This is a genomic window from Anabaena sp. 54 (assembly GCF_017355725.1).
GTDB classification, from domain to species: Bacteria; Cyanobacteriota; Cyanobacteriia; order Cyanobacteriales; family Nostocaceae; genus Dolichospermum; species Dolichospermum heterosporum.
In genome coordinates, this window is sequence record NZ_JAAVWA010000033.1 from 45,940 (window position 1) to 60,637 (window position 14,698).

At 38.5% G+C, this 14,698-nt stretch carries 7 protein-coding genes; 6 read left to right on the forward strand and 1 reads right to left on the reverse strand.

Going from position 1 to position 14,698, the window contains the following annotated elements:
• Positions 1-60: 60 nt before the first annotated feature.
• Positions 61-5,529, reverse strand: coding sequence for a translocation/assembly module TamB domain-containing protein (locus tag HEQ36_RS21860; protein WP_168635481.1), 5,469 nt, complete (start codon positions 5,527-5,529; stop codon positions 61-63).
• Between the two features lie 412 nt (positions 5,530-5,941).
• On the opposite strand from HEQ36_RS21860, the gene HEQ36_RS21865 reads away from it, so the two are divergent.
• The 6 genes from HEQ36_RS21865 to HEQ36_RS21890 all read left to right on the forward strand — a co-directional run bounded on the left by HEQ36_RS21865 (position 5,942) and on the right by HEQ36_RS21890 (position 14,502).
• Positions 5,942-6,361: a DUF3110 domain-containing protein gene (locus tag HEQ36_RS21865; protein ID WP_168635482.1), complete on the forward strand. Its 420-nt coding sequence runs from the start codon at positions 5,942-5,944 to the stop codon at positions 6,359-6,361.
• A 170-nt stretch (positions 6,362-6,531) separates the two neighbouring features.
• Positions 6,532-7,452: an N-acetylmuramic acid 6-phosphate etherase gene (gene murQ, locus HEQ36_RS21870; protein WP_039204873.1), complete on the forward strand. Its 921-nt coding sequence runs from the start codon at positions 6,532-6,534 to the stop codon at positions 7,450-7,452.
• A 603-nt stretch (positions 7,453-8,055) separates the two neighbouring features.
• Positions 8,056-9,264 (forward strand): response regulator, encoded by a 1,209-nt coding sequence (locus tag HEQ36_RS21875; protein WP_053539055.1) that lies wholly within the window; start codon positions 8,056-8,058, stop codon positions 9,262-9,264.
• A gap of 204 nt (positions 9,265-9,468) precedes the next feature.
• On the forward strand, positions 9,469-9,831 hold the full coding sequence (locus HEQ36_RS21880) for a response regulator transcription factor (protein ID WP_053539054.1): 363 nt from the start codon (positions 9,469-9,471) through the stop codon (positions 9,829-9,831).
• Positions 9,832-9,966: 135 nt separating this feature from the next.
• Positions 9,967-10,440 carry a chemotaxis protein CheW gene (locus HEQ36_RS21885; protein WP_053539053.1) on the forward strand — a complete coding sequence of 158 codons (474 nt, stop codon included), beginning with the start codon at positions 9,967-9,969 and terminating at the stop codon, positions 10,438-10,440.
• Between the two features lie 195 nt (positions 10,441-10,635).
• Entirely contained in the window at positions 10,636-14,502 is a 3,867-nt protein-coding gene (locus HEQ36_RS21890) for a GAF domain-containing protein (RefSeq protein ID WP_168635483.1), read from the forward strand.
• Positions 14,503-14,698 lie beyond the last annotated feature (196 nt).

The window sequence follows — 14,698 nt, forward strand, 5'->3', positions numbered from 1 at the left end:
ATTCTTCATTCTTCATTCTTCTGAATGGGCGCAGGCCCTGCGCCCCTACCGCTTGATTCCTCAAAATTTTCTTTCAAATTCAATTACAGCCCGACTATCATCAGTTAAATTAGTGGAAGAACGGACACGGAATTGATTATTTATGCGGTAATTAACCCCCCATTGTAAGGGATCATTTGCTGTGAGGATTTTAATGGTAGAAAGAGAGAATTTTGCAGAAATATCAATTCCTGCTTCTAAAGCTAATTCTAAAGATGAGTTATTTCTCCCTGCTTCTGGTCTTTCAGATAGAATAGTGGGAAATATTCGCAATTCACTTAAACCAAAAGCATCACCAATTTCATTAAATGCACCTTGGAAATTACTGAAAACAGCCGAACCGGCAATATTAATTAAACCCAGGGTACTATCACCACGTCCTTGATTGTCAACAAATCCGCCTCCTAGCAAGGTGACAATTTGTGTTTCTGAACGGGAAGGATTACTTTTTAATTGCAAATTATCATTAATTTGACTAGCTAAACCATTAATACTAGCTTCTACTCGCACAGTTTCTAACCCTGCTAAACCTAGAGAACCTTGTCTACTTAAATCACTATTTTGAGTTATGTCTAAAACCTTCGCAAATAGGCGAATATTCAAATCAGGGTCACGGGGTTGACGAGGACTAAAAGTAGCAGTTTGTGGATAACCTTTTGCTAAATTTAACTGGGTAGTAAATAAGTTTACTGTACCTTTGGTTAACTTAATAGGTCCATCTGGTATGGGTTCAGCTAAAGAACCATTCACAGTTAGATCTCCAGAAGCTTGGAACTTGAACACTGGTGGTTTAGAAATTTGGATATTTTTTCCTAATCTTAATTTTAAATCATTTAACTTAGTAATTTTACCCGCTGTATCTAGTTTATTAAGGTCATTAATTTTTGCAGATGATGAATTTTCATCTTTAGATTCTGCTAACAATACTTGACCATTGAATAATTCTATATTACCGCTAATTATTGGTTGGAGAAGAGAACCAGTAATTGTTAAATCACCATTAGCACCTCCTTGATATAAATCTTTGAGATTTAAAGATAATTGTCTTAAATTAACCATCAAGGGAATATCTATTTGCACATTTTTACTATTAGCAATTGGCAATTCTCCCACAGCTTCCACTTTACCATTGCTAAATTTACCTTCAAGACTTTTGATAAACACACGAGTTAAATCAAAAATTGCTTTACCATTCACATTAGTTAACTTTCCTGGTAAGGCTTGGGCGCTAAAGGTAGCATTATCAAGAGAAGCAGTTCCTTTCACGAAAGGTTGTTTTCTAGTTCCTCGAACTTTTAAATCTAATTCTCCTTGTCCCTTTTCAAAAGCTATCTCATTAGTAAAGAGATTTAAAAGTGTCAACCCTTCATTTTTGATATTGACATTTAAAGTAACGTTGTCACTGTCCGATTTTTCAGAAGCAAAGGGTAAAGTATAGGGAATACTACCATCAATATTTGCAGGTTCAGACCCCACTCCTAGTACCTGACTACCAAAGTTTAAACGTCCATTAGCATAACTGAAACTAGCATTAGCTGATTCCACTGGTTTTTTATCAATTGTTCCTTCTGTAATGTTTAATTCTCCTGTAGCTTGAGGATTGGCAATACTACCTGCTATGGCTGCATTAAGTTTTAGCTTACCTGTAATTCCCAGCGGCAGTTTTACTAAATTATTAAATCGCTGAATGGGAAAGTTTTCAACTGTTAATTTACCTGATTGGGTTTTACCACTAACGTAACCTGTAAAGGCAATTAACTTGTTTTCCGATTGAATTCGTAAAGGTTGTAACCGCAAAGTTCCTTCTGTAAAACCACCTTCAGCTATGATTTTTTCTGCCCGATAAAAGCGACTTGGTTCTGTTGGGTTCCCCCAGGTAAAATTTTGTCCTTGGAGGTTAAATTTTATTCTTGGTTCATCCGTTGTGGCAGTATTAATGGAAATGTCACCATTCAAAATCCCCTTTAAGTCTCTTAATTCTGGGATAGGTTGAGTATCTAATCGTTTTTGTTTTTGGGTATTTAGTAGGGCATTAATTTCTGATAATCGTTGTATTTGGTTAAATAGAGACTCTAATGGTAAGCCTTGAGATTGGGTGGTTAAATCCACAGCCGTGCCGTAGATAGGTGGGTTTAACCCCCGCTGGAAGTCTTGAATATCAAAGATTTGTGCTGCGGTGAGAATGTCTTGAATATTGCCTTTGTCAATGTTGATATTTGCTCGCAGTTGCGGTTTTTTTGCCCAGGGTTTGATGTTGGCAGTAAAGGTATATCTACTTTCACCTTTGCGAAGTTCGCTGTTATTGAGGATGAAGGTATTATTATCGTATCGCAGTTGAGTTGCAAAGCGATCGCCTTTAATTCTCCCCAGTTCCGGTTCTTCAATGGCTATATTTCCCGTTGTAGCCCATGTCTGCGAATTAATTTGCAAATTCCCTGTTAATAATCCTCTCACTCCTCCTGGACTTAAAGGAGTATTTGCTGGTAAAGCTATATTCAAAGCTTTTAAAGGAAAATTAGTCACATTTATATCCCAATCAGATCCTGTTGCTGTACCTGATAACAATGCTTGTTGCCACTGAACTAAAATGGATTTTGGGCGATTATTACCATCTAAATTAACTGCTATGCGGTCTTTCACACCAGCAACATCTAAACTCAACCCCTGTCCTGACACAGAATTTAAATTACCAGTCAATAATGGCTCAAAAGCCAATTCCTGAACTTTTAAATTCCGTAACCCTAACTTAGCTGTAATATTTGGAGCGGTAGGTTTTCCCGTCACCTGTCCGCTAAAATCCAATCTGCCAGCAATATCAACAAGATCAGGTAGTTGCACTGGCAATCCTTCCAGACTATAGTTTCTTGCCTGGATATTCAAATTAACATCAGTAATTTCTGGAATACCCGATTTCTTAGCATTAGCTAATAAATAACCTTTTATAGCGAGCGCCGTTGAACTATTAGCTTGAAAATTGGCACTATTATAACCATCAATAGTTAGCTTTTCTCCATTCCAACCAATATCAGCTTGAATAGGTGCATCCATACCTGATAAACCTTGACTCAACCGCACCTGACCAACAGCAGCTACATCTGCTAATGTGGGAGCAGCTAGAGTTCCCGATACTTGCAACTTTCCTGCCAACTGTCCTTTTAACTGCTGATTAAAAGGCTTTAATTGCAAACCTGAAGTAGCTAACAAGGCTTGATAATGGCCATTATTCAGTTGAATCTCGGAAGCTTTAACTATACCACTAGGTAATGTTAAATAGCCTTTCCCTTCTCCTTGAATAGTTTCTGCTTGGAATGATTCCACCGAACCCGCTACTTGCAATTGACCAGTGATCATTCCCTGCATTTCTGGGTGCAGGCCCTGCGCCCCTACGAGTTTTGTTAAAGGTATATTATCAGCTTGAATTTTCGCCTGATAGCGACCTTCTGCTACTTGAATATTAGCAGCTTTAATTGTCCTTCCACCAATATATAGAAAGGCTTCACCGATTCCAGAAAAGGTTTTTAGACTGAAATTTTCCCTGTTACTGGTAATCATAAAATTACCTGATAGGGGATTATTTAAAATTGGGTTAGCTTGTTTAACAATTGTTGCTAACCGTAAGTCTTTTCCTTGCAACAAAGCGGTAAAATTTTGGTTATTTAATTGGATTTGGGAAATATTGACTGTGCCACCTGCAATGTTGACATTGGCATTTTCAGGAATAATTGTTTCTATTTGAAATGGCGAGGAATTTCCTGATAAACGCAACCTACCGTTAAATTCTGCCCCAGCTAGAGAAATATTTTCCTGCTGTTTTTGGTCAACAAAAGATGTTAATTGGATTTTACTAGCTTGAGTTAAAGCTTGCCAACGCTTGCTATCATAACTATAATTACCACTACCAGTAACTATACCGCCGCCAACCTTGGCAACTATATCACTAAAGGAAACTGTGCGATCGCTATGAATAATACTTGTCCCTGTTGCCGGGTATTTGGCTTGAGGAGCTTGCCATTTAACTACAGTTTGGGTATTAGTAGCCACACCCTTCAATTCCGCGGTAGCTGTCATCAGGCCAATGGGGAAGCCTGTTTTGATATTATATACTTGAGCGATCGCATCCCCAGGCACATTTTCCGCTTGTAATTGCAAGTTCAGCGCCGATACTTTACCAAGTTTAATTATCCCCCCACCCTTAACCTCGCCGCCATAGGTAGTTTTACCTTGAATATCTGTAATTTTCAGAAGAGATTGACTACTAATAAGCTCAAATTTACTACTAACTTGCCCAAAATCAACTTTATCAATTTGGGCAATTTTTAACGTCCTCACATTACCAGACAATACAGGTTGAGAAACTCTCCCCACTATCTGTAAATCGGCTTGAGCTATACCACTCACCGGAAATGGTAACTTTACCTTTAGCGTTGTTTGGGCATTAGCTAAACTTACCGCATTTACACGCCCTTTTAAATTAAACCCTGCTTGCTGATCAATAGTACCCGATGCTGTTAACGGAATCTTTCCATAATTTGTAACTATATGATCTAATTTAATTAACAGTCCATCAAAACTGAGATTTCCCTGACTATTATTGAGCAATTGGGGCAGATTGGGAATTTGCACCGTCACCCCTTCTAGAGCCGCATTGCCATAAAGTAAGGTTTTCTGCTTTGGTATCACCTTAATTCGCAAATCACCATTAACCTTACCAGTCTGTAAAATCAGTGGTAAAGTTACAATCCGGGTAATATCTGCGGCAAGAAGATTTTGAGCTTTAAGTCGAAAATCCCCAACTAAAGTTTTCTCAGGAATTAAATCGCCAACAATGGTAATATCACCCCCACTGACAGCCTTACCAGCCAAGTCTAATTTAATTAGGCGATTTTTATCTAAGAAGAGTTGAGCCGTGCCATTAACCCCAGAAAATCCCACAGGGACTGGTAAAGAAATTTTTGCCCCTTCACTAACTTTCGGCACTAATACCAAATTTGCATCCCGAAACCGCAATTTATCTAAATCGGTTTTAATCAGTCCTGCCTCCGTAGGTGGAGCGATAGTAGTCGTTAACCAGCTTCCCTGCCTATCCTGCTCAACATAAACATCTGGATTAATTAAAGTTACATCTAATCGAAGATTGCGGTTAATAACTAACTTCCAAATATCAAATCCTACATCTACTGCTTTGACATTTACCCGATCTGGATCTGTCGGTGTAGCGGGAATCTCCGAAGCGGCAAACTGAACACCAGTCAGGGAAAAGGATTTAACTGCTCCCAATTTTACTGGACGATTGAGAGTATTAGTAAGACCTTGGGTTGCTAATGGTACTAAATCATGATCAACAAAACCCTTTAATCGCCAAACACCACCAATAATTCCTAATAATAACAAAGCACCTATACCTAAGCCAGCACGACCAATTATCGTCCACCATAGGCGATTAATCCCAGAATTACCGGGGCGAGAATTTTGACTAGGAGAGTTAGACATAGGTTTGCACGCTTTGATTACCAGATATCTGGCAAAACACTAATTACTGAAACCGGACAAGCCTCAAGGTTATCCACAGCACTAGAAATATAAATGAATATTGACATAATTTTACGTTTAGAGACTTCCAAGAAATAAATTATCCTAAGAAACGAACCACAGAGGCACAGAGTACACAGAGAGAGAATTTCTGAATCAGTTTTGGGACATTTTTTTATTTGGAAGTCTCTTAACTCTTAGAGTATAACGGGATAAGTGCGAAAATGAAAACTTGGGTTTTGGTAGAATTTGCAAATTATGTCTTTTGGTCTATGCCTAACTTCCAATAATCTCACAAAAATTATTGGAGATTTTTATGAATATACAGTATTGAACTTTAAGATAAATTAGAGAACTGATCAAAGGATAAACAATGCGTGTTTTTGTACTAATGTTCAATGCTGGCACTGATAATGAAGGGATTCACAGCATTCGGATTAGCAATACTCAAGGGATAGAAGGGAATAAAATCCTCATGTTTGAGTCAGAGGATGATGCCACCCGCTTTGCTTTAATGTTAGAAGCACAGGATTTTGCTGTCCCGACAGTGAAAATGATGAATGCTGATGATGTTAAGGAATTTTGCGAAAGCACTGGCTATCTCTGGGAAATTGTAGCGGAAAATAACGAATTAGTATTGCCACCAGAAACGAATGTCAAACAAACTGATTGGCAACCTGAACCAGAAATAGAGGATACTGATGAAGACTTTTTATCTTACAGTCCACCTGCGCCAGAAATTGCTAATTCTGATTTAGACAGTATTCGACGCAAACTGGAAGGTTTATTATAATTAGTCATTAGTCATTGGTCATTAGTCATTATGGGTAAATAAAAACTGACGACTGACAACTAACAACTGACAACTAACCAACTAACAACTAACAACTAACTAACCAACTAACAACTGACAACTGACAACTGACAACTAACAACTAACAACTGACAACTGACACAAAGTATATGACAAATTTTCAGGAACGAGGGCATTTACTCACCGAACAAGTTAATCCCAATAGTCTCAATTTAGACCAACTTAACTCCCTGGAATTGGTGGAGTTATTTAATAGCGAAGACCAAAAAGCAGTAGCAGCAGTAGCGGCTGCGAAGGTTCAGTTAGCAGCAGCCATTGACTGCACAGCAGAAAGGCTAAGTCAAGGTGGACGTTTATTTTATGTAGGTGCAGGGACGAGTGGGAGATTAGGAGTATTGGATGCTGCTGAGTGTCCACCGACTTTCTGCACTTCCCCAGAATTGGTACAAGGGATTATTGCTGGTGGTGCGGGAGCATTAGTCCGCAGTTCTGAGGATTTGGAAGATCGGTCTGAAGATGGGGAAAGTGCGATCGCTCAACGACAAATTACTCAATTGGATGTAGTCGTCGGTATTACTGCTGGGGGAACAACTCCTTTTGTTCACGGTGCCATTAACGCAGCACGTCAACGGGGAGCTAAGACTATTTTTATCGCCTGTGTTCCCGCCGAACAAGTTAGTATTGAAGCTGATATTGATATTCGGTTGTTGACAGGTCCAGAAGTTTTAGCTGGCTCTACTCGCTTGAAAGCAGGAACAGTGACAAAATTAGTTTTGAATACTCTCTCGACGGGGGTAATGGTGAAACTAGGTAAGGTCTATGGGAATCGCATGGTTGATGTCGCTGTCACTAATCAAAAATTACGCGATCGCGCTTTACGCATCTTACAAGACCTCACTGGTTTAAGTCGAGAAGCCGCTGGTTTTTTACTAGAACATAGCGGTAAATGGGTGAAATTAGCATTATTAATGCACTGGACTAGCTTAGACCAAGAAGCAGGTAAAAAACTATTAGCAGCCCATCACGGTAATCTTCGACTAGCTGTAAACAGCTACAATCAGAATACTTAACTACTAAATTTACCAACATCACAAAACAGAATTAAAAATGGGTAATTGATAATTACTTACGGTTTCTTGTACCCTAAAAATAAGCGTTATTACTGATATAGTATCATAGACAAAATGAGTATAATATTACAGGATTATTGAGTAAATAAAACAGATGGTTAATTGCATACCGCTAAATTAATCTGAGACTTTTTAATATTTACTAAGTAGTGAGACAGAATTAATTACACAATGTCATTGCGTAAGCGTTGCGTGGCGTTAGCCATATGGAACGAAGTGAAATGAAGCAATTCCAAGGGTTGTGATTGCTTCCCTTCGCTCGCAATGACTGTAAATATTTTTGTCCAATTACTTACTATTCTAAATATCGAGTACTGTTACATAACAATAACTAAATTACATTTGTGTGTAATCCTCCAATACCCTCGCCAAACGTCTGAAGCCCTATTAATAATATCGTAAAGATTTTATTGGTTTGCATATCTATATTTAGAAAGTCGGCATAGGTATTAATCCTCCCAATTAAATTGTCAAATGCTTGTCAAACAAGCCAAACATGGATTTTTATAAATACTAAATCAATAAATTTTCAGGGAAAGTATGATGACCAAACCAGAAGTAACAGAAGCGCAAAACCTATTCAACGAATTTAAAAAGTGTACTCAAGTCCAATATAACGGACAACTAAATATCAAAAGTTCTAAAGGACGAGAATGGACTTTCTACTACCGTTTAGGTAGAATAGTATGGGCTATAGGTAGTGATCATCCCTTCAGACGTTGGCGCAGAAACATGGCTCAACATTGTCCTGATATTGATATCACTAAAATTCGCTGTCGTTATGAAGATATAGCTATTGACCATTGGGATTATAATCTCATAGAGATGCTACATAAAAGACAGAAAATTCAAAGAGAAAAAATTCATGCCATTGTGGAAAACACTGTAGCTGAATTATTTTTTGATCTAGCTCAGGAACTAGGTTTTGCGGCTGTCACCTGCAATTACAGCCAGAAAATCATATTAGAAATGCCTATGAGCTTCACAAATGCAGATATGTCCATTAAACAAATGCAAGATGCGTGGTCAATTTGGTCACAAGCTGGACTAACAAATATTTCTCCTAATTTAGCGCCAGTTTTACGCCGACCAGAACAACTACAGCAAATGGTAAATCCATCTGTATATAAAAATTTTGTGAGTTTAATTAATGGTCAATCCACATTACGGGAGTTAAGCATCAGAATGAAACAAGATGTCATGCCTGTAGCACGTTCCCTACTTCCCTATATTCTTAAAGGCATTATTGAGTTAGTATCAGTACCTGATTTACCCTTAACAGTCGAATCTAGTAGTTCCACTAGTAGAAACCCCAAAAATCAAGCTCCTCCATTAATAGTTTGTGTAGATGACAGTCCCCAGGTGTGTAACATCTTAGAAGGAATTATGACCCGTCATGGACTGAGATTTATTAAAATCCAAGACGCTATCCAAGCTTTACCTATTATCATCCAACAAAAGCCAGATTTAATTTTCTTAGATTTGATTATGCCCATAGCCAGTGGCTATGAAGTATGTACACAATTACGCAGAATTTCCGCTTTTGCGGAGACACCAGTAATCATATTAACTGGTAATGATGGTTTAATAGATAGAGTTCGGGCGAAAGTTGTCGGCTCTACAGACTTTATTTCTAAACCAATCGTAGCAGATCGGGTTATGAATGTAGTTCGTAAATATTTACGCGTCCCCAATTTATCAAACAATAATCATGATACTAATTTAGAAGCTACCAGTAAGAAAAATTTTTGACCTCAATTAGTGATAAAAACAGGTAATATACATAAGAATCAGTATTTACCGACTCTTGGATTGAGATATCTTGAAAAAAGTTCATGATTTTTACTGAGATAGTAATAATAAAATAGTGTTAAGATTAACAATGCTAACTGTTGATTGTTTTGTTGGTTGCCACCAGCATTAAATCTTTTTAAAAGAATTCAATAGGTAATTGTTATGAGTACCGTTTTAGTAGTAGAAGATGGCTTAACTGATATGGAAGTTATCAGTAAATACTTACAGCAAGCTGGTTATTTTGTGGTTTGCGCTACAAATAGTGCAGAAGCACAATCTAAAATAGGTAGGAATAAACCGGATGTAATAGTTTTGGATGTAATTTTGCCGGATAAAAGCGGCTATGAAATTTGTCGGGAGTTAAAAGATAATACCGAAACTAGTAATATTCCTGTAGTTTTTTGCTCTACTAAAAGCAGTGATGTAGATAAAATGTGGGGGAATATGTTAGGTGCTGATGCTTATTTAGCTAAACCAGTAGATAAGGAAGAATTAGTGCTGACTTTAAAAAGATTGATTAAATGATGAATTGTGGGTTAGTCACCGAATTTTAGATTTTAGGTTTTAGATTTAAAATTTGAAGAAGTCTGTACCCTTTCGGTAAAGCAATCTGCATTTTCAGGGGCTAAAAAGAATTATTGAGGGTAGGGGACACTAATTTTGGAAACCAAACAAAAATTTTTGAGCTTTTCTTTAGGAGTCAGAGATACAGCAGTAATTCCCCTGGAGCAAATTACAGAAGTTGTACAAATACCACTAACAGAAATATGTGGTGTTCCCCAAATGCCTAATTGTGTTGTCGGAATTTATAATTGGCGGGGGGAAATGTTGTGGTTGGTTGACTTGGAGGAAATGCTAGGTTATCCACCACTTTTACAAGGGTCAAATGTTTTGTCCAAAATGATGGCATTAGTGGTAGAACATGAAGGTAAGTATTTGGGAATATTAATCCGTCAACTCATAGATATTGATTGGTTGGATACCCAGCAAATGAAACAACCATCTGGGGAGGTTTTCTATCCAGAAATGATACCTTTTTTGCAGGGATATTTCATTAATGATTCTGAACAAATGATTTTTAATTTGGATGCTTCAGCAATGCTGCAAACTTCTATCTGGACAACACATAGTTAAATAAGGAGTCAGGAGTCAATAAAGAATAAGAAGTTTAGTAATCATAATTTTTATTCTCTATTCTCTATTCTCTATTCTCTATTCTCTATTCTCTATTCTCTATTCTCTATTCTCTATTCTCTATTCTCTATTCTCTATTCTCTATTCTCTATTCTCTATTCCCTACACTTTACTACAATTATTGAGGTTAATAGCATGACAACTTTATATCAAAACCAAAATGAAGATGCTGGAAACATTTTTAGTACATCAGAAAATGAAGAAAAGAAAAAAGATAATGGCAATGGATCTAATTATGATTCATCTAGTAAAAGTTTAATTGCCCAGGAATTTAAAATCTGGAGACAGCGATTTCAAGAGATAACTACTAAAATGCGCCTAGTTGGGGATTTGGAGAAGTTATTATTTGTAACAGTAGCAGAAATTAAAGCTAAGTTAGTATGCGATCGCGTCTTAGTTTATAAGTTTAACACAGATGATACTGGAACTGTTTTAGCTGAATCAAGAAGCACTGGTTGGACACCTGCGATTAATGAAACTCTGGCGGCTATCGTGTTTGGTGTTTATACCAGTGCAGATTATTTAGAACCTGTAATTATTGACGATATTAGTAAAATTCAAGTTACCCCCTACCAAAAGCAGCTACTCGAAAAATTTCAAGTTAGAGCTAGTTTGAGCTTACCTATTTTTATTGATAGTAAAGTGTGGGGTTTATTGGTAGTTCATAGCTGTGGCATACCTCGACAATGGCAAGAAACAGAAACCACACTTTTATCACAAATTACCACAGAAATCACTTATAGAGTTCAAGGATTTAAATTACAAAAAGAACTAAAACAATCTTCCCTAGCTAAACAGTCAGCAGCGAAAGTTATTACCAAGATTTTACAACAGCCAGATGTCGAAAAAATCTTTCAAACAACTACTCAAGAAGTCCGCCAACTATTGAAATGCGATCGCGTTGGGGTGTATCGTTTTAGTGATGATTGGAGTGGTCAATTTGTCTCCGAATCTGTGGGAAATAATTGGGTGAAAGTTGTCACCCCCGATTATAAAATGGTTTGGGAAGATACCCACCTTCAAGAGACAAAAGGTGGTAGATATGCCAATGGAGAAACCTTTGTCGTTAATGACACCTATAAAATAGGTTTAGCCCAATGTCACATTGATGTTTTAGAACAGTTTGAAGCCAAAGCTTATATAATTTCTCCCATCTTTTCTGGGGAAAAATTGTGGGGTTTATTAGCAGCTTATCAAAATACTGGAGCGCGGGAATGGCAAGATTGGGAAGTCAGCTTTTTAAATCAGATTGGTTCACAATTTGGTGTAGCTGTTTCCCAAGGAGAATATCTAGGAAAAGTACAAAAACAAACTGAACAATTAACTCAGATTACCAAACAGGAAAAGGCTTTAACTAAGATTATTAACCGCATCCGGCAATCTTTGGATATGGGAGAAATCTTTAAAATTGCTACTCAGGAACTACGTCAGGTTTTGCGATGTGATCGGGTTGCAGTTTATCAATTTTATCCAGATTTTAGCGGTAAGTTTGTTGCAGAATCAGTGAGCAATGGTTGGGGTAAATTAGTTAGTACAGACCTGACAGATATCATTGAAGATACTTATCTGCAAGAAACCAAGGGCGGGCGGTTTGCTAAAGGGGAAGCCATAGCGGTAAATGATATCTATCAAGCCAATATTACCCCTTGTTATCTAGAATTATTAGAGCAGTTTGAAGCTAAAGCTTATATCAATGTCCCAATTTTCTTTGGCGATAAATTATGGGGTTTATTAGCAGCTTATCAAAATTCAGCACCTCATGAATGGCAATCTTCAGAAGTTAACTTTTTATCTCAGGTAAGTTTACAATTTAGCCTAGCTAAAACTCAGATAGATTATCTACAAACCCTAGAATCTAAGTCAGAAGAACTAGCACAACGGGCTGAACAAGAAAAAGCCATCAATAAAATTGTTAACCGCATTCGTCAATCCTTAGATGTAGAAGAAATATTCAAAACAACTACCCAGGAAGTTCGTCAGGCTCTGCAATGCGATCGCGTGGGAGTCTATCAATTTCTCCCTGATTGGAGTGGTAAATTTATCGCCGAATCAGTAGGTATGGGTTGGAAAAAAGTAGTAACACCAGACTTCCAAATGGTTTGGGAAGATAGCCACCTCCAAGAAACCCAAGGTGGTAGATACGCCAAAGGTGAAATCTCTGTAGTTAATGATATCTATCAAGTTGGTTATGCTCAATGTCATATCGAGATTTTAGAGCAGATTGAAGTTAAAGCCTACATCATCGTCCCCATCTTTTTTGAAGAAAAATTATGGGGCTTATTAGCAGCCTATCAGAATTCTGCAACCCGTGAATGGCAAACTTCAGAAGCCAACTTTTTAACTCAAATAGGATTGCAATTTAGCCTAGCTAAATCCCAAGTTGATTATCTAGATAGATTACGACAACAATCTGCTAAAATTGCCCAGATAGTTGAACAGGAAAAAACCTTCTCCAAGATTGTTAACCAAATTCGTCAGTCCTTAACTTCCGGGATCGAAGAAATTTTCAAATCTACCACCCAAGATATCCGCCAACTATTTAAATGCGATCGCGTCGCAGTCTATAAATTCACCTCAGACTGGGGTGGTCATTTTGTCGCCGAATCAGTAGCTCCAGGTTGGATCAAACTAGTTACATCCGAACTAAAAACCGCCTTTAATGACCCTTGTTTGCAAGCCATGAACGGTGGTGATTATAAAAAAGGTCGCAAATTAATAGTCAACGACATTTATCAAGCCAGCTTTGATACTTGTTACATTGAACTCCTGGAAGGATTTGAAGCCAAAGCCTATGCAATTGTCCCCATCCTATTTGGCGAAAAACTCTGGGGACTACTGGCAGTTTATCAAAACTCTAGTACCCGCCATTGGGAAGAGCCTGAAACCAATTTGTTAGCGCGGATTGGTGATCAATTAGGACTAGCTTTGCAACAAACAGAATTCTTACAACAGCTACAAACCCAATCAACCAAACTATCAGAAGCAGCAACAAGAGAAAAAGCAGCCAAAGAACTACTCCAACAGCGTTCCATTCAACTGCTAATTGCCCTGAAACCAGCCCTCAAAGGGGATTTGACAGTCCGCGCCCCCATTACTGAGGATGAAATAGGAACAATTGCTGATGCTTATAACGGGACTGTGCAAGCACTACAGCAGATCGTTATTCAAGTACAAACAGCTTCTCAACAGGTAGCCCAAACCTCCAGTAATAGCAGTACCTCACTGGTGGGATTGACTCATTTAGCCGAACAACAATCTGGGGAAATCACTAAGGCTTTAAGTGATCTGCAACAGATGGTAAATTCTACACAAGCGGTAGTAAATAATGCCCAATTAGTACAGATAGCCGTCCAACAAGCCAACAAAACTGTAGATTCTGGCGATACCGCGATGAATGAAACAGTTAATGCTATTCAAGCCATTCGAGAAACCGTAGCTCAAACCAGCAAAAAGATTAAACGTCTGAGTGAATCATCTCAAAAAATCTCCAAAGTTGTAAATCTGATTAGTAGCTTTGCCACTCAAACTAACGTTCTAGCTCTGAATGCAGCTATTGAAGCCACTAGAGCCGGTGAATATGGGAAAGGCTTTGCAGTAGTAGCTGATGAAGTCCGTTCTTTATCTCGTCAGTCAGCAGCCGCAACTATCGAAATTGAAAAATTAGTTCAGGAGATTCAAGCGGAAACTGGGGAAGTTGCCGTAGCAATGGAAACAGGGATTCAGCAAGTTGTCGAAGGAACAAACTTAGTTAATGAAACTCGTCAAAATCTTAATGCCATTGTGTCTGCAACTGCGGAAATTAGTCAATTAATTGAACGCATTACTGAAGCCACCCAAGTACAAATGCAGCAATCTGGTACAGTTACTAAATCCATGAATGATGTGGCAGAAATCGCTAACAAAACCTTTGGGGAATCTCAAGAAATTGCCCATGTTTTTCAAAGCTTAACTGGAATGGCACAGGATTTATTAGCGACTGCTAGTAAGTTTAAAGTCAAATAAATAGGGAGTGGGGGAGTGGGGGAGTGGGGAGTGGGGGAGGGGGGGAGTGGGGGAGTAGGGGAGTAGGGGAGTGGGGGAGTGGGGGAGGGGGGGGGGAGGGGGGGGAGGGGGGGAGGGGGGGGGGGGGGGGGGGGGGGGGGGGGGGGGGGAGGGGGGGAGGGGGGGGGGGGGGGGTGGGGGGAGTGGGGGGGGGTGG

Excerpts from the sequence above, each read along its gene's own strand:
- murQ (WP_039204873.1), top strand. The coding sequence starts at position 6,532 with ATGACAAATTTTCAGGAACGAGGGCATTTACTCACCGAACAAGTTAAT.
- HEQ36_RS21880 (WP_053539054.1), top strand. The coding sequence starts at position 9,469 with ATGAGTACCGTTTTAGTAGTAGAAGATGGCTTAACTGATATGGAAGTT.
- HEQ36_RS21890 (WP_168635483.1), top strand. The coding sequence starts at position 10,636 with ATGACAACTTTATATCAAAACCAAAATGAAGATGCTGGAAACATTTTT.
- HEQ36_RS21865 (WP_168635482.1), top strand. The coding sequence starts at position 5,942 with ATGCGTGTTTTTGTACTAATGTTCAATGCTGGCACTGATAATGAAGGG.
- HEQ36_RS21860 (WP_168635481.1), bottom strand. The coding sequence starts at position 5,529 with ATGTCTAACTCTCCTAGTCAAAATTCTCGCCCCGGTAATTCTGGGATT.
- HEQ36_RS21875 (WP_053539055.1), top strand. The coding sequence starts at position 8,056 with ATGACCAAACCAGAAGTAACAGAAGCGCAAAACCTATTCAACGAATTT.